Here is a 25,760-nt window from a genome sequence, read left to right on the forward strand (position 1 = left end):
CTGGAAAATAACCTGATCGAATCAGGTATCGATAAGTATACCGAAAAACAAGAAAAATTAATCAAACTTGCCAAACAAGGAAAAAATCAGCTGATTCATACGGTTATGGATCAGGAACTGATCAACGGATTGTTGTACATTTCATTTATGAGGGCTCCCGAAATGCTGGAAGGATCTCCACGCGTGTTGTGGTTCACTCCTACTCCGGAAAATGCACGGGAATATGTCAAATCATTTCATCATTTAATGAAGCGATCGGATGTAACAGTGGAAATTGCAGACGACAAAGGAAAAATCATCGAACAGCGGAACGCTATTTTCGACGGTACAGAAATCATTATCGGAAATCCGAAGCGTTTACTTGAATTATACAATCAAAACGGATTCCATATCAACCAACTAACGCTTGTAATTATTGACGGAATGGAAACGCTTTGCAAAAATCCGTTAGTCCTTCAAACGATCAGAAGAATTTCCGAAAGCTTACCCAAATGCCAGAAGCTTATTTTTTCAAACGGAAATCATGATCGTTTAGAACCTTTTTGCGAAGATATTTGTACCTTTTACGAAACTACTGAGTTATAACCGCATGACCGCAAAACAGCTAAAAAGTATTTCAAACATCTCGTACATTCTTGGAATAGTTTGCGCTGTATTGATCTATACCCAAAATACACTGGGCTATCCTACAGCAGTCAGAATCGGATTTTATGTCTTTGGCGGATTGGGTTTACTTCTCAGCCTGCTGCAATTTCGCTTTCTTCCGGAAGAGAAATGGGAAGAGTTTAATCTCTTGTTCTGGATTGGTTCCGTAGTCATTTTCATCGGGTTTATTTTTCAAACGATGCATTTGAAATACTCCTCCCAGATTTTAATTTTGGGCCTCGCAATAACGGGAATTTCTTACTTTATCAACCCTTTCAGAAGAAACAAAGACGAAGACGACGACATTCTGGACAACTAACGATTTAATCTTTCATTATTCCTTGTATTTTTATCACCGAATATAAATCCAATGGATATGCTCTTGCGTATCTAACGAACTGAAATATTGGAATAAACTTGTGTATGGTGAAAAAGTATCTGATTGTTTTTCTTCTCTCCCTTGCCCACTTTTTTTCGCATGCTCAGGTTTCTGTAACTCCCCAGGCAGATTTTGTAGAACTGCAGGGATCTCAATTGAAATATTTCATTGCAGGATCGGCCAATTCTGATATTCAATCGGTCAAATCAAAACTCGATCAATTCAAACCGATCAATTCCCGGATGGTCAACCTGGGGTTTGAAACAAAAGACGTTTGGTTCTATTTTGAAACAAAAAACACCTCGGATTCGAGATTGATCCGGATGCTCAAATTAAGCAATCCCATCATTGACGAGGTAGATGTTTACAAACGCATTGGAACCAATACCTTTATTCCGATTGCCAAAAGCGGGGATCAAAGACCATTTTCATGGCGATACGACGGAAGCCGCGAGCTTATTTTCCCGTTAAAACTGGATCCGAACAGCACGAACGGCTTTCTGTTCCGTGTCAACAATGGTGGCGAACAATTCTATTTTCAAAGTTCCATCGAGAAAGGTTCGTCGATTCAGATCAAACATGCCAACAAACAGGTTTTCTACGGACTCCTGTTCGGGATTATGATCTTTGTCATCATTCTGAATTTGTCGCTTGGAATTCTCTTCCGGCAGCGTATTGCCTACATTTATACGTTTTATGGCGTTTCGTTTACACTGTTGCAATTATCTCTTTTAGGATTCGGAACAACCTGGCTATGGACAGATCAATACTTTATTTCCAACCGGGCAAATCCCTTCTTTGCCTCACTCGGGGTTTTCTTCTTTCTCAATTTCACTTACCGCTACCTCGAACTGGCCGTCAATACTCCAAAAATAAAACCCGTTATCCGTTTCTTCCAGATCATTCTGCTCACCAATTGCGTGATTAGTTTGCTTCCAGGAACGGTTTTTATGAATATTTCAGCAGTGACAGTCAATGCTATGACACTCGTTCTGAATTTGTTTATTATTTATCCGTTGATCGTCACCCTGAAGACGGGTTCCAAAACTGCAAAATCCTACCTCGTGGCATTTTCCGTTCTACAGGTTTCCGTATTTGCCTTTGTTCTTCGGAATTTCGGAGTCATTCCCAACAGTTTCCTTGCAGACAATGGTCTGCAGATCGGTTTTGCCGTAGAAATGGTCATTTTGACTTTCGGAATCTTATTGCGGTTCAAACTCATGAACGATGCCTCGATTTCCGTTCTCGCCGAAGCAAACGAATTGAAACAATCGCTGAATATCCAGCTGGAATCAGAAGTTGAATTGCGCACCAAAGAAGTCATTTTACAACGAAACGAACTAGAGCAAAAGAATGAAGAGATTACAAGCAGTATTTTGTATGCAAAACGGATTCAGAATGCCTTGCTTCCGAGCAGTTCTTATTACAGCAAGCTTGTTCCGAATTTAAATGTATTTTATCATCCGAAAGACATTGTTGCCGGAGATTTTTACTGGGTAAAACGCATCCGGCTCGGGGAAGATATCTGGAAATTCGTCGCAGTTGCAGATTGTACAGGCCACGGAGTTCCGGGAGCAATGATGAGCGTATTATGTATGAATGCACTGAACGAATCTGCCCGTTTGCTGGAAGATGCCGATCCTGCAGATTTATTGACACGGGTAAGCGCTTATTTAAGGGATTACCTGCTTACGGACGGGCTTGAATTATCTGACGGGATGGATATTTCCGTAGCCTGTTACAATTCGGAAAAACAAATTCTGAGATTCTGCGGTGCAAACAATCCTCTATGGATTTTGAACGAAAACGAAATCCAGGTTATTCCTCCTACCAAAAGACCGGTTGGAAAATCAGAATCCAGTCTCGCATTCGAACTTCACGAATTAAATTATCAGGAAAACCAGCGAATCCTACTATTTTCGGATGGTTGTATTGATCAATTCGGAGAAGTTACCGGAAAGAAATTAAAAACTCCGGGACTGAAGAAAATGATTCTTGAAAAATACCATCCTGATCCGAAAAACCACCTTCAGAACATCGAACAAGGTCTTTTGAAATGGATGGGAAATGAAGAACAGCTGGACGATATTTGTATGATGTTGATCGACCTGAATTAAAACGCAGCTTTCAAACTCATGTCCAGGCTCTTGAAACTATGCGTCAATGCTCCGACTGAAATATAATCGACACCTGTTCCAGCAAAATCGCGAAGTGTTTCTTTCGTAATTCCTCCGGAAGCTTCTGTTTCATAACGTTTATCAATTTTTGCAATCGCTTCTTTGAGCAAATCCGGAGTGAAGTTATCCAGCATGATGCGATCTACCATTCCGGTTTCCAACACCTCATCCAACTCCTGAAGATTCCGGACTTCGATTTCCACTTTCAATTGCTTCCCGGTTATTTTCAGGTATTCCTGTGTCCGTTGGATGGCTTGTTTAATTCCTCCTGCAAAATCCACGTGATTGTCTTTCAACATGATCATATCGTACAATGCAAAGCGGTGATTCATTCCACCTCCGATTCTCACTGCCCATTTTTCCATGTAACGGATTCCGGGAGTTGTTTTGCGCGTGTCGAGCAAGTTGGTTTGAGTTCCTTCCAACAGGTCGACATATGTTTTTGTTTGAGTTGCAATACCGGACATGCGCTGCATAAAGTTCAGCAAAGTACGCTCTGCAGCTAAAATCGAACGGGCACTTCCTTTCAGATAAAAGGCAATATCTCCGGGTTTCACCCAGGTTCCGTCCGATAACAATTCTTCGAAAACCAGGTTGGAATCTACCAGTTCACACACTTTCTTCGCTACTTCAACACCGGCAAGAACTCCGGTATCTTTCACTAATAATTTAGCAATTCCGGATGCATTTTCAGGAATACAAGCCAAAGAAGAATGATCACCATCTCCTAAATCCTCACGAAGAGCGTTTTTTACAATTTCATCAAACATGAAGTAAAGGTAATTGAAAAGTAAAAATTGAAAAGGTAAAAATGATAATTTAACCGTAGTCGACTAATACCTTTTTCGCTTTTAACTTACTACTCAATGGAGAGTGATTCGATCTTCAGGTCTGCACCGATGTGTTTCCACTTGATTGTGACCCGGAAAGATTCGTCTTTGGAAGTATACGTTCCGGTTGTTAACGGAGAATCATCGCTTTCTTTTCCTTTAAACGTGAAACGAAAACTTGAAACCGGTTTGCGATTAAAAAAGTCTTTCAATAGTTGAGTTGCTTGAGATTGGGCATACACTCCTTCTTTCCCCTGAATCTGAAGCAAGAGTTTATCTTTTCCGTAAGATACGATCTTAGCCGCATCCTCTCTGTTGAATGCTTGTTCAACAGCCACGAAACTAGCATCTGACACCGAATGAAAAGATAAAACGAAAGAAGCAATTAATGATAAAATAAAACCCATAATTCAATTGTTATTTGAACCCACGACAACAAATATAATGCCTAAATTCAGACAAGCAGAAAATTCTACTGTTTTTATAGATTAAATTCATCAAATAGCGCTTCCGGGAAAGAATAATTTAGGACTATCTACAATTTTCGTATATTCGTCGCATGCAGGTAACACTACTTTGTATCGGTAAAACGGGAAAGAAATTTTTGGAAGAAGGAGAACAGGAATATTTGAAACGACTTCGCCATTACATCTCTTTTCAACTCCACATCATTCCCGATATCAAGCAGGCCAAAAGTTTATCCGAAGCACAAATCAAGCAAAAAGAAGGAGAACTGATCCTTGAAAAAGTAGGTTTCTCCGACTCGCTTATTTTATTGGACGAACGCGGAAAAGAATTCAGTTCCATGGCATTTTCCCAATACCTCCAGGAACAATTCAATCGCGGGGGAAAGCACCTTTACTTTGTGATCGGCGGACCTTATGGCTTCAGTGATGCCGTTTATCAGCGGGCGAACGGAAAAATCTCCTTGTCACAAATGACTTTTTCTCATCAAATGATCCGTCTGCTCTTTATTGAACAGGTTTACCGGGCCATGACCATTTTGCGTAACGAACCTTATCATCATCAGTAAACATGGGTTACAAGTACCTTTCCTTTACTTTTAATGACTACGTTTTTACGAGTGCCTGGTTGATCGTATTCACCATTATTGTCATCTGGATTTACTTGAAAAATTCCCAGAATCCCGATTACCGTTATTTCATTCCACACTTTTTCTGGAAGATTTTCCTGGGAATTGCGTTTGCAACATTTTACGTTTACACCTACGGAAGTGGCGACACAACAGCCTATTACCAGGGAGCTGAATGCCTGAAAAACCTGGCTTTAGAAAGTCCGTCTGATTATTTTCATGAAATATTCTCAGGACCAACCGGAGATTTGCTTCCTTCATACTATAACTCGCGTACCGGAATTCCTCCTATCTGGATCTACAAGGAACCAAACTCCTGGTTTATTTGCAAACTCTCCAGTTTTTTTGCATTCTTTACTTTTAAGAGTTATCTGGCATTGAATCTGATTTTCACCTTTTTTTCCACATGGATTACCTGGCGTTTCTTTCTCTTCGTGCGTTCTTTTCTGAATATCCGGGTTGGTTACGTTGCTATTGCTATTTTGTTCATCCCTACGGTAGGATTCTGGTGTTCCGGTTTGTTGAAAGACACGGTTGTTTACTGTTCCAGCCTGATTTTGCTCACCAATCTGATTAAGGCATTAAAAGGATTGAAAGTTTCAAATGTGATCTATATCCTTCTTTCGGCATACATTATCGGAGCTACCCGGTCTTTTGTACTGATCTCTATCCTGATTCCGTTTTTGGTCACTTTTATCTTTTATTTCAATCGTTCGGCATCGTTCATCACCAAATTCATGACCCGCACCATTGGAACCTGTACCGTGCTTCTGATGATTTTTATCTATTCCCGTTACTCCAATTCTTTTGAAGAGCTTTCTTCTCAAAATTTAGTAACTACGGCAGAAGTCATTTACAATGATTTTCAACAAAATCAGGGATACACGGGAAAACGTTACGATTTGGGAATCACAGAGTTTACAGCGGCAAACATGCTTCGCACAACTCCGCTTGCCATATTGACAGCTATTTATCGCCCGTTTATCTGGGAAGCCAATGGATTTTTTATGCTGGTTAACGGATTGGAAAGTTTGGTACTCCTGTATTTTACCCTGAAATTATTCCAAAAACGGGACAAATCATTACCGCGTATGCCGGAAGAATCCAGAATCTTTTTTATCATCTGCTTGTTTTCGTGCCTGATTATGGCTTTTTTCGTTGGTTTCACCTCCGGATTATTCGGTGTACTCGTCCGGCTGAAAGCTCCCCTCATTCCATTCTTCCTACTTTTTGTTTTTCACCGAATGACACAAAATAACTCCAAAAAAGCATCCCTGAATGAAACAGCGTCTTCTCACTAATCGCTTTGCAGAGAAAATACTTTTGGTTTTGATCCAATTGGCCAATTCAAAGCCATGGGTTTATAAATTCGTTCCCGTTAATACCGATTACAAGACGGGAAGTATCCGAAAAGTGAAAAGAAACGACATTCACTATCAATTGGATATTTCCGACTACCAGGAATGGCTCATTTATTTCTATTGCAAAACCGATTCAAGTGATTATGTGTTAAGTTACCTGGCGAAATCAGAAGCCATTCTCGATATCGGAGCAAATATCGGTCAAACAGCGTTCAACATACTTCAAACCCAAACAAAAAAAGGGTTAAACCCGGTTGTTTACGCTTTTGAACCTTATCCCAAAACATTTCGCAAACTGGAATCAAATATCCGGTTGAATCGAACTGCTCAGATTCGTGCTTTCAATATCGGATTAAGCAATCAGAAAGGCTTATTGCACATGACCCAGCACAGTCCTTCAAACAGTGGCGGGTTCCGGATGACAACCGATACTCAAAACGCGGTTTCTGTTCCGGTCATTTCGCTCGATGAGTTTGTTTCAGAACAGAACATATCCCGGATTGACTTCATCAAAATTGACGTGGAAGGTTTTGAATTAACCGTTTTGTCAGGAGCAAAACAAGTCATTCAACAGTTCAGGCCCGTTCTTGTTTTTGAATACAGCGTTGAAAATATCCTGGCTCAAAACGGCAATATTGAAGAAGCACTGAACGGAATTTTAGAAAACAACTATAAAATAAGTACGAAAGAAGGTCTTAGTGATTTGAAAACGATTCTGTCACTAAAGGAGCAAACAGACTTAATCTGTATCCCGAATTAATACTCCGGCAATACAAAGTGCAGATTTTTATGTAATTTGGCATTCCAATTCGTGCAGATTCAAACGAATCCGGTTGGGACACATTTCTACTCGAAAAAATGATAAAAAACAAACGAATTTTTATTACCGGAGGTGCCGGATTCATTGCCAATACGCTTATTTCAAATTTGATTGAAAACAACACGATCGTTGTTTTTGACAATTTCCACCGCGATACGATCAGTAACAGTCCCTTTTCAAACCATTCGAATTTGACAATCATCAAAGGAGATGTTCTGGATAAGGAGCTTTTAACGGAATCCATGAAAGGCGCCGAAATTGTGGTTCATGCTGCAGGTATTGCGGGTATTGATACGGTGATCAAGGATCCTGTCAAAACCATGACTGTAAACATGATTGGTACGGCAAATGCTCTGGAAGCTGCGCGAATTAATCAGGTGAGTGATCGTTTTATCGACTTTTCAACATCCGAAATTTTCGGTTCGATGGCATTCAAATCCACTGAAAGTGATGAAACGGTTTCAGGTTCTGCCGGTGAAGCACGCTGGACGTATGCCGTAAGTAAATTGGCCGGAGAACATTTGACACATGCATACCATTCTCAATACCAATTACCGACGGTTACCGTAAGACCATTCAATGTTTACGGTCCGGGGCAAACGGGAGAAGGCGCCATGCAGATTTTCATTAAAAAAGCATTGAAAGACGAAGATATTTTCATCAACGGCGACGGAAGTCAGATCAGAGCCTGGTGTTATGTCGATGATTTCGTGGATTGCCTGATGCGTTGTCTTGAAAATCCAAAAGCGATCGGTGAAAGCTTCAATTTAGGAAATGCACGCGCAGTCATTACCACTTTAGGCCTGGCTCAAACCGTTTGCAGGGTATTGAATTCAAAATCACAGATCAAATTCCGTGAACAGCTTTCCGCAGATATCGAATTACGCATTCCATCCGTAAAGAAAACGGAAGAAATATTGGGTTTCAAAGCCCAGGTAGACCTCGAAGAAGGAATTATCCGTACAGCGAAGTATTTCAAATCACTTTAAACACATGGAAAAGGCCTCTTTTATCCCTTTGATGATTCCGGATATCCAACAACAGGATATTGATGCAGTTACTGAAGTACTGCAATCGGGAATGCTCATCCAGGGGAAAAAAGTAGAAGCCCTGGAACAACAGATCGCATCTTATCTCGGAGTAAAACATGCCATTGCGGTTTCAAACGGAACAGCAACTCTGCATCTTACCTTGCTTGTTTCGGGAATTGGTCCGGGCGACGAAGTGATTGTTCCTGCCCTATCCTATGTTGCCACTGCAAATGTGGTAGAACTGGTGGGCGCTACTCCTGTTTTTGTGGATATCGAAACGGAAACTTTCAACATCGATTCGAAACTCATTGAAGAAAAGATTACTCCGAAAACAAAAGCCATCCTTCCGGTTCATGAATTCGGACTCGCTTGCGATTTGGAAACCATTCTTACTTTAGCAAAGAAATACAAGCTCGTTGTCATTGAAGACGCGGCTTGCGCTTTAGGAGCTAAATCCGGAGATTTTTTCGCCGGAACCCGTGGTGATTTAGGATCTTTTTCCTTCCACCCACGAAAAGCAATTACTTCCGGTGAAGGCGGACTTTTAGTCACTAACAACGACGAAACTGCTCAGAAACTCCGTGTATTGAGAAATCACGGAATCGACTATCAGAACGGAAAAATGGACTTTGTTGCCGCAGGGTTCAATTACAGGATGACGGATATCCAGGCGGCTTTGGTACTGAGCCAGTTTCAACGTTTTGAGCACATCCTGTCTTACAAACAAACGCTGGCAGAGATCTATTTCGAAGAACTTCAGGATGCGGATTTCGTTTTACCTTCTGTGCCTGAAAACCATCTTCACACCTGGCAATCATTTCACATTCTGGTTCCGGATCACATAGACAGAGATCTTCTGATCGACTACATGAAAGAAAAAGGTGTTGGTGTCAATCTGGGTGCACAATGTATTCCCAATGAAACCTTCTACCAGCAAAAATATCAGCTGAATTGCAAGGAATTATTTCCAAATGCACTGAAAGCAAACAGAAAAGGATTGGTTTTACCTTTGTATGAACGTTTAACCGCTTCTGATTTGAAACGCGTTTGCAGCGTTCTAAAACAAGCAACGAATGGATAAGCTTTACATCTTTCCATACAGTGGTTCCGGATTGGAAGTTCTGGATTGCCTCGATGATATTTCGAATGTTATTTTTGTGTCCGATAACCCGGAACACATTGGCCAGAGTTTTCATGGAGTTCCGGTTATTTCCGGAGAAGAACTTCAAAAAACAGATCCTTCCCGTTTGATTACTGTTCATGGAAGTGCTGCATCGTATCAAAACAGGCTGGAACTTATTCAACGATTCGGAAAGAATGTTTCCTGGGAAACGATCATTCATCCGAGCGCTGTGATCTCAAAATATGCTTCCATCGGGAAGAATGTGTTCATTTCAGCAGGAGTTTCAATCGGTCCGAATGTTGTTGTTGACGACCACGCGATCATTTTGGCAAACGCAACAATTCACCACGATTCTCATATCGGAACAGGAAGCATTATCTGTGGAAATGTTTTGGTAGCAGGAAATGTGGAAATCGAATCCCAGGTTTACATCGGAGCAGGCTCCTCTATCAAAAACGGAATCACTATCGGTTCCGGATCATTGATCGGAATGGGAAGCATTGTATTGAATTCTGTTGGAACTGCAGAAGTATGGTTTGGAAATCCAGCTAAAAGGAAATGAAAAACAAGCTGCTTATCGTTGTTGGAGTTCAGACTTACCCCAATCCGGCATTGTCTAAAATACATTCCGATTTAAATGAGCTGTTTGATATTGACATTTTTGGCCTGGACAAGCAAAATGCCTTAAATACGTTTCCAAATTACAAATCCTATTCTTTTTTATCCCGGTCTTACAATAAGCTTAGGTTATACAAACTGCTTCATTTAATCTTCTTTTTTTTAACTAAAAACCAACGGGATTTATTGAATTTCAAATTGCAGCTTAGACTTAAGCGAGCGGGCTTTTTCTTTTTGAAAAAGCAGCAGTATGATTTCATTTTAAATATTGATTCAACGGGTGCATACATTGCAAAATCAAAGAACCGGAAGATTCACAATGCGCTTTTCATCTATGAAATATTAGGGTTTCAAAATTATTCAGACGGTAAGAAAATGGTAGATTTCCTCTGCCACATGGAGAAAAAAGCAATCCAAAACACTTCTTTTTTGATTAGCAGTGCAAACGATGAATTGGGCAAACTTCTGAATGAAATTCATAACACGAATAAGGAAATTATCAGTTATTCTATTTGTCCCCCACAACAATTCAAAGAAGAAATAACACTTAATTCCCTTTTGAAATTTTACTATCACGGGGCTTTATTCGAAAACCGGGGACTAGAAGCAGCAATTCTTGCAATCAAAGACCTTCCAAATGCCGAATTGCACATCCGTGGATTTGGTCCACTAAAAGAAACTCTGATTCATCTGATTCAGAAACATGAGATCTCGAACGTATTTCTCCTGGAGCCGGTTGAAATGTCTAAACTAACGGAAGAAGCCATCCATTTCGATCTTGGAGTATCTTTGGTCCGTATGAATGTTTTGAATCACCAATACAATGTAGGTTTTAAGACTTTTGAAAATATTTCAGCGGGTCTGGCACTGATTGTTCCGGAAAGCAAACCCTTGAAAAAATTGATCGATCATGCTTCTAACGGGATATATTATACCGATGCAACCATTCCGGAATTGAGCAAAGTGTTTACTTTTTGTGTCGAAAATCCGGAACAGATTAAAACCTGGAAGGAAAACAGTCGGAAAGTTTACCAGGAATTATACAATCCTTCATTTCAACAACGAACACTGATCAGTTCGATTCACAAATTCTTCAATCATCAATGAACAAACTACTTTCAGACAGTTTAGTTTATGGAATTTCCAATATTGCCGGGAAGCTTATCAATATCTTCATGCTTCCTATTTATGCCAGTTCTTTCTCGGTTGAAGATTACGGAACCTTGTCAATCGTTGTTGTTTTCACGGCTATTATAAGCCAATTGACGATTTTACAATTGGATTCGGCCTCCTTTCGTTTTGTATCTGCTGAATCACCCCTTTTAGAAAAACAAAAAACATACTCCACATGGTTCTTCACAGAAGCAGGAATTTCACTGGTTTTCCTGTTGATTTTTTCTCTTTTTTCATCTGGTCTAAGTTCCATTTTATTGGGGTCCAGTCAGTTTTCGAACTTGTTATTAATCGGTTTATTGATTATCCCGATTAATACCGTTGAATATGTTGCGCTGACAGAAATGCGGCTCCGGAACTGGAAATGGTTTATTACCGGTTTAAACCTGAGTTCTGCGACGCTTCAAATTATTCTTACCTACATTTTAATCACTCACTTTAACCAGGGAATTATCGCAATATTGTATGCGAACCTCATCATTTCTGTGATGAAATCCCTCATTTGTTATTTCCCGATCATCCATTTTATCCGGATCAAATCCTTTTCCCTGATTCATCTGAAAGAACTGTTATTGTATTGCCTTCCTTTCGTTCCTGCAGGTTTAAGTTTATGGGTTGTGAGCTTCATTGACCGGTTTATGATTGAAAAGATTTCAAACTCATACAATGTCGGAATATACCAGATGGGAAATACCATTGCATCCATTGTCTTATTACCTATTTCAGGTTTTCTTTTCGCATGGCCGCCCTATGTTTTTTCGCTGCTCAATAATCCCAAACACAAACGAATCATCAGCACTATTGTGGAATTGTTTACATTGAATGCGGCTGTAATCTGTTTGATTTTTTCTGCATTTGCTTCCGAAGCGCTCTCGCTTTTTGCAAACGAAAAGTATTTTGCCGCAATCCAGGTCATTCCTTTCTTGTTGTTTTCGAACCTTTCCATGGGCTTATATCAACTCAGCGGAATCGGTTCTGCGATCGCTAAAAAGACCAAACCGGTTATGTGGGCAACCTTATTCGGGGCGCTGCTGAACATTGTATTGAACTTTATTTTGATTCCGATGTGGGGCGGAGTTTATGGTGCATCTTTCGCTACATTGATTTCGTATTCCGCCATTCCACTTGTTTTGTTCAGAATTTCACAAAAGAATTATCCGATCCCTTTCAATTTCATAAAAATCATTCTTTATTATTTATTTCCGTTTACTTTAAGTTTACTTTGCAACGTATATTTCGAAAATTTTGGGCTTTCCGTCAGTTTTTTTGTCATCAAATTAATCGGCAGCTTTCTGGTTCTTGGTGCACTCATCTTTTTGAATATCAGAATCTACAAGAAAAACATTAATAAAGAAGAAGCATAACACATGTGTGGTATTTCGGGAATCGTATCTTTTGCTCCGTCGGATAAACTTGCTTCCGGGATTAAACTCATGACCGACAGCATCCAGCACAGAGGTCCGGACGGAGAAGGTCATTGGATCGATGAAAAAAATCAGGTTGCTTTGGGTCACCGAAGACTTTCCATTCTGGATCTTTCGGAAAAAGGAAAACAACCTATGCATTATCTCAACCGTTATACGATTACTTTTAACGGGGAAATTTACAATTACATTGAACTGAAGCAGGAATTGGTACAAGCCGGATATTCCTTCGTTTCAGATACGGACACGGAAGTATTGCTTGCTTTGTTCGATCAAAAAAAGGAGGCTTGTTTGCAAGAACTTGACGGAATGTTTGCTTTTGCAATTTGGGATTCGGTGAAACAAAGTTTGTTTTGCGCCCGGGATCGCTTTGGTGAAAAACCATTTCACTATTGTTTTTACAACGATCAGTTTTATTTCGCTTCCGAAATGAAAGCGCTTTGGGCAGCTTCTGTTCCGAAAAAGAAGAATCAGAAGTTGTTTACTCACTTCGAAGAAACAAAATCAGCGCATTTTCCGGAAAGTATCAACGAAACCTTCTATGAAGATATCTGGCGTTTGGAGCACGGGCATTGGATGAAAATCAAGCCGAACGGAACGCATGAGATTCAAAAATACTACGACATAGATTGGAAAAAACAGGACTGTACTTTAAGTTTCAAAGACGCTTGTGCTGAATTCAATCGTCTTTTCCAACTGAGTCTTACCAGGCGTTTTCGGGCGGATGTTCCGGTTGGAACAAGTTTGAGTGGCGGACTGGACAGTTCCGCGATTGTCTGCAATATGAAGCAATATGCCAATCAGAAAAATGTGACTCCGCTTACTTTTTCCGCCCGGTTCAAAGACTTCAAAAAAGATGAAGGTTATTTCATTGAAAAAGTGATCGAAAAAACCGGCTTCGAAAGTCATGTTACCTGGCCAACCGGAAATGACATGATTGCCGATATGGAATCGTTGTGCTACTACCAGGAAGAACCTTTCGGAAGTGCCAGTATTTATGCGCAGTATTGTGTTCAGAAACTGGCAAAAGAAAACAATGTAACCGTATTGATTGACGGACAGGGAGCGGATGAAATTTTGGCTGGATATATTTCTTACTATCCTGAATACCTTCAATCCTTATTCCGCACAAAACCATTTTTCTCTTCCATGCGCTTAAGAGAACAATACCGTTTCATTGATTTTCATACACCGCATACGAAACTCAAAAAAATGGCTGTCAAAAGCCTTCATTATTACGAAATCAGGGGGCGAATGAATTCCGGAAAGGACTCAAAAAGACTCAACGAACATTTGTACGAAAGTACGATGCGCGGTGCGCTTCAGGATTTGTTGCGTTTTGCGGATCGAAATTCCATGGCACATCACCGGGAAGTGCGTCTGCCCTTTCTTTTCCATGAATTGGTGGAATTCTGCTTTTCTCTTCCGGATGAATACAAACTAAAACTGGGCTGGACGAAATACATCATGCGCAGTACATTTGAAGATCTTTTACCTGCAGAAATTTGCTGGCGGAAAGAAAAAGTTGGTTTCGAACCACCACAAAATAACTGGTTGCAAAGTGCCGGAATGAACGATTCCTGGCAAAGCTATCTCTTAAATTATTTCAAATGAAGAAGATCCTGATCATTTCTTACTATTTCCCACCCTGTGTTGGAATAGCTCCGAACAGACCGGCTGCATTTGCGAATGATTTTTCGAAATTTCACGATGTGAAAGTGGTTACCCGGCATTGGCTGGGAAATGAAAATAAATGGGAAGATTACCTGAAAAGCAATCCTTCGAAAGAAGAACGCATTCAGCAAAACAAATACCTGGAAATTATTCAGGTTCCTTACCAGTCGAAAGTTCAAAAGCCGAATACGCTGAAAACCTTTTTCGATTTGCTGAGAGGAAAACTCGATCCGGAAATTGATGCGACTCAATTACTTCCTGCTGCTTCGGAAATTGCAGCGAACTGGAAACCCGATTTGATTCTCGTTTCCACTCCACCGATCAACCTGGTTCAGGTTGCTTATTTATTACATAAAAAATTTAAGATTCCTTTCATTGTAGATTTCAGGGATTTCGAAAACGATACCTTACTCAACAAAAACAAGAAGCTCCGCAAATGGGACAATCCTGTTTTTCAATTCCGGGAATTCCACGTAATTCGCTGGTTAAAGAAAAGCAGCGCCATTGCAACAATCAATACTGAATTGCAAAGTTATTTCATCCGCAAAACACAGAAAGAAACTGCGCTTGTTTTTAACGGTTTTGAAAATTCTTTATTCGACCAATTCGTTCCGTTACAAGAGCTCCGGAGCGACCGTTTTATTATTTCGATAGTCGGAACCATTTACCAGGGACAGGAATACGAACTATTTCTTGAAGCATTTCAGAAAGTGCTACCGGGAAGACCGGAAATCCTGTTCAAATTCATCGGAACAGACACCATTCCTGAAATCGGAGATCAGGTGAAGGCCGCTTTGCCGGAAGAAAATCTATTCGTTACTCAGAAAATCCCACGAAAAGAAGCCTTGAAACACCTGGAAGAAAGTCATTTGGTCTGGCATCCGGAATGGAAAGGATATGTGGGAATGTATTCCGGAAAAATCTTTGAATACCTCGGTGCAAAACGCCACATTCTCATTGCTCCTTCAGTTGGCGATGTGATTGATCAATTGCTTCAGGAAACAAACTCGGGGAAATCGTTTCGAACCAGCGAGGAAATTGCGGCGTTCATTCGTGAGAAATACGATGAATGGAAGACAAATGGAGTGATTCGCTACGACGGGAATAACGAAGCCATTGCCTTTTATTCAAGAGAAAATCAATCCCGGCGTCTTTTGGATGTCATTGAAAAATATAGTTAAAACCCAAATCTCATGAATACAGAATTCCAATGAGTGCAAAAGATACTTTCCGGGCTTTGTTTAAAGTTCCTTTAGTTGAAAAACTACTGGCTTCTTACACCAATAACAAAGCGTATGGCTCAGGGTTGACCAAATTAACTCCGAATCATTATAGTTATAAAAGTCCCGCTCTGCGTAGAGTGAAACGCAATGAAGTCAATTTCGAATTAGACATTGCCAACATTGTTGACTGGAACATTTACTTCGGGTTTTATGAAGCTTCGAGGGAAAATCTGTTTCACTTACATCCGAATCCAAACGTTATATTGGATATCGGAGCAAATATCGGTGAAATCTCACTGCGCTTTGCCCAACGTTATCCTCAGGCAAGCATACATGGCTTTGAGCCGTTTCCGGATACTTTCGAAACACTGAAACGGAATGTTTCGCTCAATTCATTCCCGAATATCGAATTACATCCTTTAGGTTTGGGTTCCGAACAGGGAAAAGTGTTTTTTGAAGAACGGTCTGCCGGAAATCCTGGAATGAACCGCGTTACTTCCGATCCCGAAAAATCATCCCGGGAAGTTGCCATTACAACCCTAGATTCCTTTATTCAAAACCTGGGAGACCAACACATTTCATTGATCAAAATTGATGTCGAAGGATATGAATTGGAAGTACTTAAAGGTGCACGCAATCTGATCCAGGAACACCACCCGGTTTTCTTTATCGAGCTGGACGACGACAATTTAAAAGATCAGAACAGCAGCGCACTCGAATTAATTCAATTTCTGCAAGCTTTCGGTTACAAAATCCGGCATGCCGAAACGCATGCGCAGCTTACTGAAAACAGTGATTTTCACGACTGTCATTTCGATATTGTTGCAGAAGTTTAAATGGTATTAGAAAACGATTGAAGTCATTTTCGAAGCAGTTTATTTCGTAAGGTCAGGAAGTTTTCTTCCACCATTCGGGTGAAAATCAAAGCCAGCCCGAAGCTCACTATCAGGTAAACGAAAAATGAAAGAACGCTTGTTCCCAAAAACTGCACGCACAAAACCGCAACAATCGGATTCCACAAATACCAGTTGTAACTGTAATATCCGATCAATCGAAAAGGAGTCAGCCATCGTTGATTTTTCATCACCAGGGTGGACCATATGATACAAAACATAAAAATCGGCAACACCGAATGCATAATTAGCGCCTTGAAATAAGGAATGGTTCCTGATTCATTGAAGTAAATCGTGAGTGCCACTCCGGCAATTCCTGTAAGCAATAACAAGGTTCTGAGTCCGGGTTTCGAAGACAAATCTTTTTCCTTGAACTGAAGATAAGCAACCAGGATTCCCCAGGAAAACGTATCCAAACGATTAAAAGTCATGGAGTAAGTATCTTTCGAGTTGGTAAAATTCAGCATCACACATTTACTGATAAAAGCCAGTAAAATGACCGCCACCAATGAAAGTACAAAAGCCTGACTGTTTGCTCTGAACGCTCTAAGGGTTAGAATCAGACATGGAAGCAGGATGTAAAAATGTTCTTCGATACACAGCGACCAAACATGATCAAATGAAAAGTGAATGGGGAAACCCGTAAAGTTTCTGTACCAAAATGCATAACGCGGCAATTCCGAAAAATGGAGGCGTTCGGATTCGAATTCACCGAAAAATAACAGATTTGAAAGGATGAATCCGAGAATCAGGAACACATAATAGGAAGGCCATATTTTAAATCCTCTTCTTAAAACAAAACCGAAAAAACTGATTTCCTTATCCAACAGAAAGTCTTTCATCAAAGCTCCACCTACCAGATAACCTGAAATCACAAAAAATAAATCAACCCCCAGGTTACCATATGGCAGTAAGCCGTTAAAGTGAAACAAAACCACGCCAAGAACAGCACACCCCCTTAAAAAATCAATATTTATCTGCCGATTCGGGTTCCTTAAAGTCCTTATTAAATTCTCAAACATTTTTCTGTTTTTTTATCTGTTTTAATTCCCAAATATTTAGTCATATTTGTACTTCAAAGGAGCCGAAACCTCAATAATGCCGGAATATTCCTGCAAAACTACAATTTATGTCAAATTTAACCTTGTTGCATCAATGAATTTACACAGTACCTGTATTGTTTGTGGTTCGCCTCAAATTCATCCTATACCGCGATACTATGAAAAACACTCATTGGTAAAATGCGGAGCGTGCAAATTGGTGTTTACACACAAAATCCCGACGATTGAGGAATTAAACGAACACTACAAGTTCTATTCGTATGCAGGTGAAGCCCAACTTTCGGAAATGACCAAAGCAGCCTATTCCAGGTTATTGGACGAATTTGAAAAATTCAGAAAAACAAACAGAATATTGGACACTGGATGTGGAAGAGGCTGGTTTTTGGAAGAAGCCCAAAAACGTGGTTGGGAAGTATACGGAACCGAATTCTCGGAAGCAGCAATTGAAGTTTGTAGCCAAAAAGGAATTCAGATGAAACACGGGGCTTTGTCGTTCGACCAGTTTGAAAGTGGTTACTTTGATGTGATTACCTCCATTGAAGTCATTGAACACATTAACAACCCATTGACAGATCTGGAGATCATTCATTCTTTTTTGCGAAGCGGCGGATTGTTCTACTGCACAACTCCAAATTTCAATTCCGTGATGAGATACTACCTGAAAGAAAAGTACAATGTCATCGAATATCCGGAGCATCTGACTTATTATACAAAAAAAACACTCACTTTTGCTATTGAAAAATTTCCGTTCAAACGCTATAAGTTTTTGTCAACAGGTATCAGCATTACGCGAATTAAACAATCATTGGCAAAACCCGACGTTCAGGTAAATCATTCCAACGATGAGAATATGAGAGAGGCGATTTCTAAAAAATGGTATCTGGACCTTGCAAAGCGCATATTGAATACGTTTTTCACCCGGACCAATACAGGACTCACGCTCAAAGCATATTACATCAAGAAATAGCCATTCAAAGTGCAACTCTGTTATATTATATCTGACATCAACAAGGCCGTTTATTTTGAACAGACTGCATGGCATTTACGGGCTCAGAATCTGGATGTTTGCTACATTCTGATCAATTCCACACAGGGAGAATTACATCGTTTTTTGTCGGACAATCAGTTCACCGTCTATACGCTTGAGTCCGGAAGCTTGTTGAAATCCCGGAAAATTATTCTGGCTTGCAAGAAAATTCTGAAAGAACAACGGATTACCCATATTCATTGTCATTTGGCACAAGCCAACTGGATCGGATTGTGGGCCGCAAAACTGGCTAAGATCAATACGCGGATTTATACCCGGCATTCGGGCGAACCCTTGAATCCCCATTGGAAAGAACGCTTCATTGATCGCATACAAAACAAACTTGCAACACGCATTGTGGCTATTTCCAAAAACATAGATGACTTATTGGAAAAACAAGGTGTTCCGCTTGAAAAACGCGTCCTGATTCATCACGGATTTGAGCTCGAACGTTTTGCTCATCCGCAAAACGAAGAAGTACTCCGCATCAAAAATGCCTACAATCCGGAGAATCAATTTCCGGTTGTCGGCGTCATTTCCCGCTGGCTTGAACTGAAAGGAATCCAGTATATCCTGGATGCATTTCAACGCTTATTGAAAACACATCCGGATGCGTTGTTATGTCTTTTTGGGGCTTCCGACAATGCAGATTACTCCAAAGAAATCAAGGAATTGGTTCAAACGATTCCGCAACGGAATATTCGCGTTGTTGGTTTTGAAAACAATGTCTTTGACCTGTATCAGCTCTTCGATATGTATATTCACGTTCCGGTCAATCCAAGCTGTGAAGCCTTCGGGCAAACATATGTAGAAGCTCTTGCCGCAGGAATTCCTTCCATTTTCACCTTAAGCGGTGTTGCTCGTGAATTCATTGTCGATCAGGAAAATGCGCTCATCGTTCCTTTCCGGGATGCTGCTTCGATTCACCAAACGCTGCTGCTGCTGTTAAGCGATCAGACACTTCCTGAAAAATTAAAACTGAAAGGTCCGGAAAGCGTTCGCGAAATGTTTAGTTTTACCCGCTATATTGCACAGCTAAACGAACTCTATACAGATTAGGCATGTTTCTCACCATTGTTATTCCGACATACAATCGTGCTCATTTGATTGAAAACACGCTGAAAAGTGTGCTGAATCAATCGTGCGGTGATTTTGAGGTAATCATTGTGGATGACGGAAGTACCGATCAGACCAAAGAAGTTGTACTTCCCTATCTTTCGGAACGTGTCCGCTATCACCTGATCGAAAACAGTGAGCGCGGGGCAGCACGAAACAGAGGTACAGAACTTGCAAACGGGCAATACATGAACTGGTTCGACAGTGACGATGAAATGCTTCCGCATCACGTACAGCATCTCAAAGATCTCTGTGAAAAACACCGAAATCCGGAAGTTTTGAACGTTATGTATCAAATGAAAGATGCACTAAGCGGAAAAACAACTCCCGTTCAATCCGCTTACCGACCGAATCAAAAACAACGGACTCATTTTCTGATCGAAGGAAACTACCTGGCATGCAATCCGGTAATCGTCAGAAGAGACATTGCACTCGAAAATCCGTTCATTGAAGACCGGGCTTTGAGCGCCAGTGAAGATTATGAACTGTGGCTTCGTTTACTGGCAAAATATCCGTTCCATCAGTCGGAAGAAGTGACTTCGTACCTGATCCAACACGACGAAAGAAGCGTAAATACGATGACAGATCCGAACAAACTGGAAAAACGCTTTCTGACTTTTTTGCAGTACATGGATCAAAATGATTCATTCAAACAATTTCTTGGTCCAAACTACCGCTACTTCGTCATGAGGAACTTCCTGGTTCTTGCTGTCGACCTGGCTTACAACGGCCACAAAAAAAAGGCATTCAGCTACTTAAGAAAAGGATTTAAAGAACATCAAAGTGCGCTTCGGCAACGGGTTTTTTGGGCAACGTTCAAACACATCATTTTCTAATCCGTTTTGGAAACGTTCACCTGATCCTGTTAAATATTCGTTCAATTCTTCTACTTATTTTTTAGTCCTCAAAATTTGTTGTTTCCTTGATCGTTCTGTTAATTTTGTAGCATGCTTGATTCTCAATATCAACAATGCGTACGGTGCGTAATGGACACAAGTGATCCCGACATCATCTTTAATCAGGACGGAACTTGTAATCATTGTTCGGATTATTTATTGAAAATAAGCCCCTTATTCAACGACTCTGAGAAAAACGAAGCAGCTGTTCACCAGCTCATCGACCGGATCAAATCAAAAGGAAAGGGAAAAGAGTATGATTCCATTATCGGGATCAGTGGTGGAGTTGACAGCTGTTACACCGCTTACTTTGCCAAAATAAACGGTTTGAATCCCTTGTTGGTTCACCTGGACAATGGCTGGAACACCGAATTAGCGGTTCAAAACATTCAAAAAGTAGCTTCCCGGTTGAACCTGGATCTCGAAACAGTGGTTCTGGATTGGACTGAATTCAGGGAAATACAACTCGCTTTTCTCCGGTCTTCTATTGTAGATATCGAAATCCCAACCGATCTGGCAATTCCGGCTGCGTTGCATCAATTGGCAAAAAAACACCGGGTCAGGACTATTCTTTCGGGCGGAAATTATTCATCTGAAGGCATTTTGCCGCTTCAATGGGGATATCATGTGATGAAAGACATGAAACTGTATCGGCACATTGTTCGGACCTTCAGCAAGGTACAACGGAAAAAAACACCTGATTTCGGACTTTGGAAGGAATTCAACTACAAAATGATCCAGGGAATCAAAACCTATTATCCGCTCAATTTCATTAATTACAATAAAGATGAAGCAAGACTGCTTCTGGAAAAAGAACTTGGTTGTGTTTTCCCTACCAGAAAACATCACGAATCGCGCTATACCAGTTTTTGGCAGTCTTATATCATGCCCGTAAAATATGGTTTCGATTACCGGCTGGCAACTTTTTCCACTCAAATTTGTTCCGGGCAAATTACCCGGACAGAGGCTTTGGAGCAATTGCAGTCACTTCCATACAATCCGGAAACCATCGAAACCGAAAAAGCATTTATCTGCAAAAAACTTCAGATTTCTCCGGAAGAATTTGAGCAGATTCTTCAAAAAAAACCTTTGACATACAAAGACTTTCCTAATTCAAAAAAGGCTATTAAATTCGTGTACCGGACTTATCGCTTTTTATTTCCAAAAAAATGACAATGACGCAACCCAAAAAGAACATTCTCATTACCGGCGGAGCTGGATTTATCCCTTCTTCTCTTGCCGATAAACTCCTTCAAAATCCGGATTACTATGTGGTTCTGATAGACAATTTTCTGACCGGAAAGAAAGAAAATATTCCGCAACACGAACGATGCAAATTCATTCACGGAGATGTCAACAATTTTGATGACATTTCTCCGATTTTCAGTTTATACAATTTTGATTATGTTTTCCATTATGCGGCTGTGGTCGGTGTGAAACGCACATTGGAAAATCCGATCATGGTTCTGGACGACATTTATGGAATCCGGAATATCCTGGATTTGTCCAAACGCACAGGCGTAAAGCGCGTCTTCTACGCATCTTCGTCTGAAGTATACGGAGAACCTGTTCATTTACCGCAGCACGAAACGATTACGCCGTTGAACTCGCGTCTTCCCTATGCTGTTGTTAAAAATGTCGGCGAATCTTATTTCCGCTCTTACCAGCAGGAATACGGGTTAGATTATACGATTTTCCGTTTTTTCAATACTTACGGGCCGAAACAAAGCACTGATTTTGTGATGTCGCGTTTCATCAAACTCGCACTTGCCAACCAGGACATTCCTGTTTACGGCGACGGATCTCAGACGCGTACTTTCTGTTACATCGATGACAACCTCGACGCCTGTATCAAAGCAATGGAATCCGATTTGTTGGTAAACGACGTAGCAAACATCGGTAACGGAACGATTGTGACGATCCTGGAACTTGCGCAAACCATTATCCGACTTACAGGTTCGCAATCCAACATTACCTACTTACCGCCATTGGAAGAAGGTGATATGACCAGAAGACAACCGGACGTTTCAAAAATGAATGAATTGTTGGGTCGACCTTTTATGAGCCTGGAACAGGGAATTGAGATTATTTTGAAGAATCTGCGTTAAATCGTACCTTGAATGAAGTTAGTGAATCAATCTTTCCTGTTTAATTGAAAGTCGGGATGAAAAATGTCCTTTATTTATCCTACGATGGCATGACTGATCCGCTCGGACAAAGCCAGGTACTTCCCTATCTGATCGGCTTGAGTCAGAAAGGAATCTCTTTCACGTTGATCAGTTTTGAAAAACCGGAACGTTTTGAGCAGGATCAGGCCAAAATACAGGCGATTTGTGACGAATACAACATTCATTGGAAACCGCTGGTTTATACCAAACGTCCTCCGGTATTATCGACCTTGTTCGACATCCGGAAAATGAGTCGCGCTGCTTTTTCCCTGCATCGGGAAAAACACTTTCAACTTGTTCATTGCAGAAGCTATATCAGCGCATTGATCGGTTTGAAACTCAAACAAAAAAAGGGTGTTCGATTGCTTTTCGACATGCGCGGATTTTGGGCAGATGAGCGAATTGAAGGAGGAATCTGGAAAATCAGCAATCCGTTGTTCAAATCCATTTATAACTATTTCAAAAAACAGGAAAAACGCTTCTTTGAAGAAAGCGATGCAATCGTGAGTTTGACAGAACTAGGCAAACAGGAAATCCTGACCTGGAATCTGAAATCGGTTGGTTCTGAAAAAATCACCGTGATTCCATGCTGCGTTGATCTGAAACTCTTCGATCCAGAAAAAACCAACGAGGAACTCCTGTTCAAAAAGAAAAGCGAATACCAACTGACCGATAAATATGTGGTTGGTTATGTGGGTTCAATCGGAACCTGGTATCAATTACCGGAAATGCTGCTTGCATTTAAGCATATCAAGCGCCTGAGACCGAATACCATTTTCCTGTTTGTGACCAAAGAATCTACTTCATCCATTCTGCTCGAAGCAAAGAAATTAGAAATCAGCCCCGATTCCATTCGCGTAATCTCTGTGCAGCATCAAAATGTCCCTTTATTCATTTCGTTGTTTGACTGCTCCATCTTTTTTATCCGCCCGACCTTTTCCAAAAAGGCATCTTCACCAACCAAACAAGGCGAGATTATGGCTATGGGAATTCCGCTGATTTGCAACGCAGGAGTGGGAGATACGGATGGAATCGTACAACAATATCACTCCGGATTGGTTCTGAAAAACACGAAAGACGAGACCATTTCTTCTTTCAATCTTGACTTTACGGACTTTAATCGGGAAAGTACGATGCTTGGAGCCAAAGAATATTTCGGGCTGGAACGGGGAGTTGAATCTTATTTCTCTATTTATGACCGTTTTGTCGGATAAGGGTTAAAGAATACTAAACCAATTACCGGAATCCATTGCTACAGCTGAGTAAATAGATACATGTCTATCCGTCTTTTTTCAAAACTAAAATGGAGAAATCACCAGGTAAAATGATTACATAACCTTCTTTTTTAATCCATAACATCAAAAAAAAGCCCACATTTGTTCCCGTGAATTTGAAGAAGCTCCATATCATTGCTCCATATCCGAAAGGTGAAGCTCCGTCGCAGCGTTTCAGATTCGAACAATACCTGCCTTTTTTGGAAGAACAGGATTTCGAAATTCACTACCACGCTTTTCACACACAAAAGAGCTGGAACCGCTTGTATCAGAAAGGAAAGTTTCTTCAAAAATTCATTGATCTGAACTACAACTTTCTGCGTCGCTGGATTTTATTGTTCAGGTTACTCGGCGCGAAACACATTTTCATGCACCGGGAAATGGCTCATGTCGGACCGCCCGTATTCGAGTGGATCCTGGTGAAAATCATGCGCAAAAAGTACATCTACGATTTCGACGACGCGATCTGGATTCCAAACTACAGTTCAGTGAATGCCCGGTTTCAGAAACTAAAATGCTACTGGAAAGTCCGTTATTTGATTCGCTGGGCTGAAAAAGTGAGTGCCGGAAATGATTTCTTAGCCAACTATGCCAGGCAGTTCAATTCGAATAGTGTGATCGTTCCAACAACGATTGATACTGAAAATCAGCATTCCAGGTTGGTCGATCAGGAACAAAAACCATTGGTAATCGGTTGGACAGGAACCCATTCCACGATGCATTATTTGGATTTCATCATTCCCATTCTCCGGAAACTGGAACAGGAATTTGAGTTCACTTTCAAGGTCATTTCAAACAGGAAACCGGATTATCAATTGAAATCATTGCTTTACCAGGATTGGAAAGAAGATACGGAAATTGATGATTTGGCGGAAATTCAAATCGGAGTGATGCCCCTGGTTTTAGATGCCTGGTCGGAAGGAAAATGCGGCTTTAAGGCTTTGCAATACATGAGTCTCGGAATGGCAAGCATTGTTTCCCCGGTTGGAGTCAATACCAAGATCATTCAGCACAATGAAAACGGATTGATTGCCGATTCTGCGGAAGAATGGGAGATGAACCTGAGAAAATTACTGCAGGATGAGATCTTGAGAAAAGAACTCGGAAAGAATGCCCGCAAAACGATTCAGGCAAACTGGAGCATCGAAGCGTGGAAAGAAAACTATCGTGCGCTTCTTCAAAAGTAATACGCCAATTCCTTGTGAATCTTTGAAAATTTGCTTCAAAAGTATTCAGAGAGACTCCTACCCTGAATCATAGGGACATGGCATTTGATTGAACGAACTACCAAACGCAGGTGATTAAAAACAGAAAAAGCATACTTCTTTTTAGTATGCTTTTTCACTTCGGATAAGTAATTCTGATCTTAAGATCCGCAACCAACACACTCAATGTAGCTGTCCATCGGACGCACACCTTCTACTTGCATTTTCAGGTTGTGGATTTTGTCTTTGATGTCCATATCTGCAAACATGTCACCCGTCAACTGTGCTTCAAGCACTGTGATTTCTTCTTGTAATTGTTGTTTATTGTCCATTTTTTGAAGGGTTTAAAATGATTGTTGCAAGTTAGTAAAGATGTTTTTTCAATCGTAGCAAGGTGTCTGTGATTTATGAAAAGAGTTTTGAACAGTCATTATTTACGTTGTTGTCGGGGTGAAAAATATTTAAACCCGACAAAAATAACAAATAAGTAATAAAAAAAAATTTTTAAATAAATTTAATAGTCACAAAAAAGAGCATAAAAAAAAAAAA

At 40.6% G+C, this 25,760-nt stretch carries 25 protein-coding genes; 21 read left to right on the plus strand and 4 right to left on the minus strand.

Going from position 1 to position 25,760, the window contains the following annotated elements; all coding sequences use genetic code 11:
- The 3 genes from Q1V93_RS04660 to Q1V93_RS04670 all read left to right on the plus strand — a co-directional run.
- Window positions 1-585, plus strand: a 585-nt coding sequence (locus Q1V93_RS04660) for a DEAD/DEAH box helicase (RefSeq protein WP_300662134.1), incomplete at its 5' end; no start/stop codon positions are given.
- Between the two features lie 4 nt (window positions 586-589).
- Window positions 590-964 (plus strand): hypothetical protein, encoded by a 375-nt coding sequence (locus Q1V93_RS04665; RefSeq protein WP_300662137.1) that lies wholly within the window; start codon window positions 590-592, stop codon window positions 962-964.
- A gap of 107 nt (window positions 965-1,071) precedes the next feature.
- Entirely contained in the window at window positions 1,072-3,141 is a 2,070-nt protein-coding gene (locus Q1V93_RS04670) for a 7TM diverse intracellular signaling domain-containing protein (RefSeq protein WP_300662139.1), read from the plus strand.
- Here the strand turns inward: Q1V93_RS04670 and nadC are convergent.
- Both nadC and Q1V93_RS04680 read right to left on the minus strand, forming a co-directional pair.
- Window positions 3,138-3,971 (minus strand): carboxylating nicotinate-nucleotide diphosphorylase, encoded by an 834-nt coding sequence (gene nadC, locus Q1V93_RS04675; RefSeq protein WP_300662142.1) that lies wholly within the window; start codon window positions 3,969-3,971, stop codon window positions 3,138-3,140. The genes Q1V93_RS04670 and nadC overlap by 4 nt on opposite strands.
- A gap of 89 nt (window positions 3,972-4,060) precedes the next feature.
- Entirely contained in the window at window positions 4,061-4,438 is a 378-nt protein-coding gene (locus Q1V93_RS04680) for a DUF4783 domain-containing protein (protein WP_300662145.1), read from the minus strand.
- 152 nt (window positions 4,439-4,590) lie between these two features.
- Between Q1V93_RS04680 and rlmH the strand changes: the two genes are divergently transcribed.
- The 11 genes from rlmH (at window position 4,591) to Q1V93_RS04735 (ending at window position 16,407) form a co-directional block, all read left to right on the plus strand.
- Entirely contained in the window at window positions 4,591-5,064 is a 474-nt protein-coding gene (gene rlmH / locus Q1V93_RS04685; protein ID WP_300662148.1) for a 23S rRNA (pseudouridine(1915)-N(3))-methyltransferase RlmH, read from the plus strand.
- Between the two features lie 2 nt (window positions 5,065-5,066).
- Window positions 5,067-6,425, plus strand: coding sequence for a hypothetical protein (locus Q1V93_RS04690; protein ID WP_300662151.1), 1,359 nt, complete (start codon window positions 5,067-5,069; stop codon window positions 6,423-6,425).
- Window positions 6,403-7,245, plus strand: a complete 843-nt coding sequence (locus tag Q1V93_RS04695; RefSeq protein WP_300662153.1) for an FkbM family methyltransferase — start codon at window positions 6,403-6,405, stop codon at window positions 7,243-7,245. Before Q1V93_RS04690 ends, Q1V93_RS04695 begins: the two co-directional genes overlap by 23 nt.
- 98 nt (window positions 7,246-7,343) lie before the next feature.
- Window positions 7,344-8,294, plus strand: coding sequence for an NAD-dependent epimerase/dehydratase family protein (locus Q1V93_RS04700; RefSeq protein WP_300662155.1), 951 nt, complete (start codon window positions 7,344-7,346; stop codon window positions 8,292-8,294).
- Window positions 8,295-8,298: 4 nt separating this feature from the next.
- Window positions 8,299-9,417, plus strand: a complete 1,119-nt coding sequence (locus Q1V93_RS04705; RefSeq protein WP_300662158.1) for a DegT/DnrJ/EryC1/StrS family aminotransferase — start codon at window positions 8,299-8,301, stop codon at window positions 9,415-9,417.
- Window positions 9,410-10,021 (plus strand): NeuD/PglB/VioB family sugar acetyltransferase, encoded by a 612-nt coding sequence (locus Q1V93_RS04710; RefSeq protein ID WP_300662161.1) that lies wholly within the window; start codon window positions 9,410-9,412, stop codon window positions 10,019-10,021. The genes Q1V93_RS04705 and Q1V93_RS04710 overlap by 8 nt, the downstream gene beginning before the upstream one ends.
- Window positions 10,018-11,184, plus strand: a complete 1,167-nt coding sequence (locus Q1V93_RS04715; RefSeq protein WP_300662164.1) for a glycosyltransferase — start codon at window positions 10,018-10,020, stop codon at window positions 11,182-11,184. Before Q1V93_RS04710 ends, Q1V93_RS04715 begins: the two co-directional genes overlap by 4 nt.
- The gene (locus Q1V93_RS04720) at window positions 11,181-12,614 is read left to right on the plus strand and encodes a polysaccharide biosynthesis C-terminal domain-containing protein (protein WP_300662167.1); all 1,434 of its coding nucleotides are present in this window, start codon (window positions 11,181-11,183) and stop codon (window positions 12,612-12,614) included. The genes Q1V93_RS04715 and Q1V93_RS04720 overlap by 4 nt, the downstream gene beginning before the upstream one ends.
- Before the next feature lie 3 nt (window positions 12,615-12,617).
- The gene (gene asnB, locus Q1V93_RS04725; RefSeq protein ID WP_300662170.1) at window positions 12,618-14,288 is read left to right on the plus strand and encodes an asparagine synthase (glutamine-hydrolyzing); all 1,671 of its coding nucleotides are present in this window, start codon (window positions 12,618-12,620) and stop codon (window positions 14,286-14,288) included.
- Window positions 14,285-15,529, plus strand: a complete 1,245-nt coding sequence (locus tag Q1V93_RS04730) for a hypothetical protein (protein WP_300662173.1) — start codon at window positions 14,285-14,287, stop codon at window positions 15,527-15,529. Before asnB ends, Q1V93_RS04730 begins: the two co-directional genes overlap by 4 nt.
- A gap of 29 nt (window positions 15,530-15,558) precedes the next feature.
- Window positions 15,559-16,407: an FkbM family methyltransferase gene (locus Q1V93_RS04735; RefSeq protein WP_300662176.1), complete on the plus strand. Its 849-nt coding sequence runs from the start codon at window positions 15,559-15,561 to the stop codon at window positions 16,405-16,407.
- Between the two features lie 23 nt (window positions 16,408-16,430).
- Here the strand turns inward: Q1V93_RS04735 and Q1V93_RS04740 are convergent, their stop codons facing one another.
- Window positions 16,431-17,486 (minus strand): acyltransferase, encoded by a 1,056-nt coding sequence (locus tag Q1V93_RS04740; RefSeq protein ID WP_300662179.1) that lies wholly within the window; start codon window positions 17,484-17,486, stop codon window positions 16,431-16,433.
- A 133-nt stretch (window positions 17,487-17,619) separates the two neighbouring features.
- Between Q1V93_RS04740 and Q1V93_RS04745 the strand changes: the two genes are divergently transcribed.
- From Q1V93_RS04745 to Q1V93_RS04775, 7 genes are all read left to right on the plus strand, one after another.
- Window positions 17,620-18,492 carry a class I SAM-dependent methyltransferase gene (locus Q1V93_RS04745; RefSeq protein WP_300662182.1) on the plus strand — a complete coding sequence of 291 codons (873 nt, stop codon included), beginning with the start codon at window positions 17,620-17,622 and terminating at the stop codon, window positions 18,490-18,492.
- 9 nt (window positions 18,493-18,501) lie between these two features.
- On the plus strand, window positions 18,502-19,611 hold the full coding sequence (locus Q1V93_RS04750) for a glycosyltransferase family 4 protein (protein WP_300662184.1): 1,110 nt from the start codon (window positions 18,502-18,504) through the stop codon (window positions 19,609-19,611).
- A gap of 2 nt (window positions 19,612-19,613) precedes the next feature.
- Entirely contained in the window at window positions 19,614-20,504 is an 891-nt protein-coding gene (locus tag Q1V93_RS04755; RefSeq protein ID WP_300662186.1) for a glycosyltransferase family A protein, read from the plus strand.
- A gap of 111 nt (window positions 20,505-20,615) precedes the next feature.
- Complete coding sequence (locus tag Q1V93_RS04760; protein WP_300662188.1) at window positions 20,616-21,737, plus strand: N-acetyl sugar amidotransferase; 1,122 nt, start codon at window positions 20,616-20,618, stop codon at window positions 21,735-21,737.
- Between the two features lie 2 nt (window positions 21,738-21,739).
- Entirely contained in the window at window positions 21,740-22,672 is a 933-nt protein-coding gene (locus Q1V93_RS04765; protein ID WP_300662191.1) for an NAD-dependent epimerase/dehydratase family protein, read from the plus strand.
- A 56-nt stretch (window positions 22,673-22,728) separates the two neighbouring features.
- Window positions 22,729-23,946, plus strand: coding sequence for a glycosyltransferase (locus Q1V93_RS04770; protein ID WP_300662194.1), 1,218 nt, complete (start codon window positions 22,729-22,731; stop codon window positions 23,944-23,946).
- Window positions 23,947-24,116: 170 nt separating this feature from the next.
- Window positions 24,117-25,193, plus strand: a complete 1,077-nt coding sequence (locus Q1V93_RS04775) for a glycosyltransferase family 4 protein (protein ID WP_300662196.1) — start codon at window positions 24,117-24,119, stop codon at window positions 25,191-25,193.
- Window positions 25,194-25,372: 179 nt separating this feature from the next.
- Here the strand turns inward: Q1V93_RS04775 and Q1V93_RS04780 are convergent, their stop codons facing one another.
- Window positions 25,373-25,543 carry a hypothetical protein gene (locus Q1V93_RS04780; protein WP_300662199.1) on the minus strand — a complete coding sequence of 57 codons (171 nt, stop codon included), beginning with the start codon at window positions 25,541-25,543 and terminating at the stop codon, window positions 25,373-25,375.
- Window positions 25,544-25,760: the final 217 nt, after the last annotated feature.

The organism is Fluviicola sp., assembly GCF_030151805.1.
GTDB lineage: Bacteria > Bacteroidota > Bacteroidia > Flavobacteriales_D > Crocinitomicaceae > Fluviicola.

Excerpts from the sequence above, each read along its gene's own strand:
- Q1V93_RS04665 (WP_300662137.1), top strand. The coding sequence starts at position 590 with ATGACCGCAAAACAGCTAAAAAGTATTTCAAACATCTCGTACATTCTT.
- nadC (WP_300662142.1), bottom strand. The coding sequence starts at position 3,971 with ATGTTTGATGAAATTGTAAAAAACGCTCTTCGTGAGGATTTAGGAGAT.
- Q1V93_RS04680 (WP_300662145.1), bottom strand. The coding sequence starts at position 4,438 with ATGGGTTTTATTTTATCATTAATTGCTTCTTTCGTTTTATCTTTTCAT.
- rlmH (WP_300662148.1), top strand. The coding sequence starts at position 4,591 with ATGCAGGTAACACTACTTTGTATCGGTAAAACGGGAAAGAAATTTTTG.
- Q1V93_RS04690 (WP_300662151.1), top strand. The coding sequence starts at position 5,067 with ATGGGTTACAAGTACCTTTCCTTTACTTTTAATGACTACGTTTTTACG.
- Q1V93_RS04695 (WP_300662153.1), top strand. The coding sequence starts at position 6,403 with ATGAAACAGCGTCTTCTCACTAATCGCTTTGCAGAGAAAATACTTTTG.
- Q1V93_RS04700 (WP_300662155.1), top strand. The coding sequence starts at position 7,344 with ATGATAAAAAACAAACGAATTTTTATTACCGGAGGTGCCGGATTCATT.
- Q1V93_RS04705 (WP_300662158.1), top strand. The coding sequence starts at position 8,299 with ATGGAAAAGGCCTCTTTTATCCCTTTGATGATTCCGGATATCCAACAA.
- Q1V93_RS04710 (WP_300662161.1), top strand. The coding sequence starts at position 9,410 with ATGGATAAGCTTTACATCTTTCCATACAGTGGTTCCGGATTGGAAGTT.
- Q1V93_RS04715 (WP_300662164.1), top strand. The coding sequence starts at position 10,018 with ATGAAAAACAAGCTGCTTATCGTTGTTGGAGTTCAGACTTACCCCAAT.
- Q1V93_RS04720 (WP_300662167.1), top strand. The coding sequence starts at position 11,181 with ATGAACAAACTACTTTCAGACAGTTTAGTTTATGGAATTTCCAATATT.
- asnB (WP_300662170.1), top strand. The coding sequence starts at position 12,618 with ATGTGTGGTATTTCGGGAATCGTATCTTTTGCTCCGTCGGATAAACTT.
- Q1V93_RS04730 (WP_300662173.1), top strand. The coding sequence starts at position 14,285 with ATGAAGAAGATCCTGATCATTTCTTACTATTTCCCACCCTGTGTTGGA.
- Q1V93_RS04735 (WP_300662176.1), top strand. The coding sequence starts at position 15,559 with ATGAGTGCAAAAGATACTTTCCGGGCTTTGTTTAAAGTTCCTTTAGTT.
- Q1V93_RS04740 (WP_300662179.1), bottom strand. The coding sequence starts at position 17,486 with ATGTTTGAGAATTTAATAAGGACTTTAAGGAACCCGAATCGGCAGATA.
- Q1V93_RS04745 (WP_300662182.1), top strand. The coding sequence starts at position 17,620 with ATGAATTTACACAGTACCTGTATTGTTTGTGGTTCGCCTCAAATTCAT.
- Q1V93_RS04755 (WP_300662186.1), top strand. The coding sequence starts at position 19,614 with ATGTTTCTCACCATTGTTATTCCGACATACAATCGTGCTCATTTGATT.
- Q1V93_RS04760 (WP_300662188.1), top strand. The coding sequence starts at position 20,616 with ATGCTTGATTCTCAATATCAACAATGCGTACGGTGCGTAATGGACACA.
- Q1V93_RS04765 (WP_300662191.1), top strand. The coding sequence starts at position 21,740 with ATGACGCAACCCAAAAAGAACATTCTCATTACCGGCGGAGCTGGATTT.
- Q1V93_RS04770 (WP_300662194.1), top strand. The coding sequence starts at position 22,729 with ATGAAAAATGTCCTTTATTTATCCTACGATGGCATGACTGATCCGCTC.
- Q1V93_RS04780 (WP_300662199.1), bottom strand. The coding sequence starts at position 25,543 with ATGGACAATAAACAACAATTACAAGAAGAAATCACAGTGCTTGAAGCA.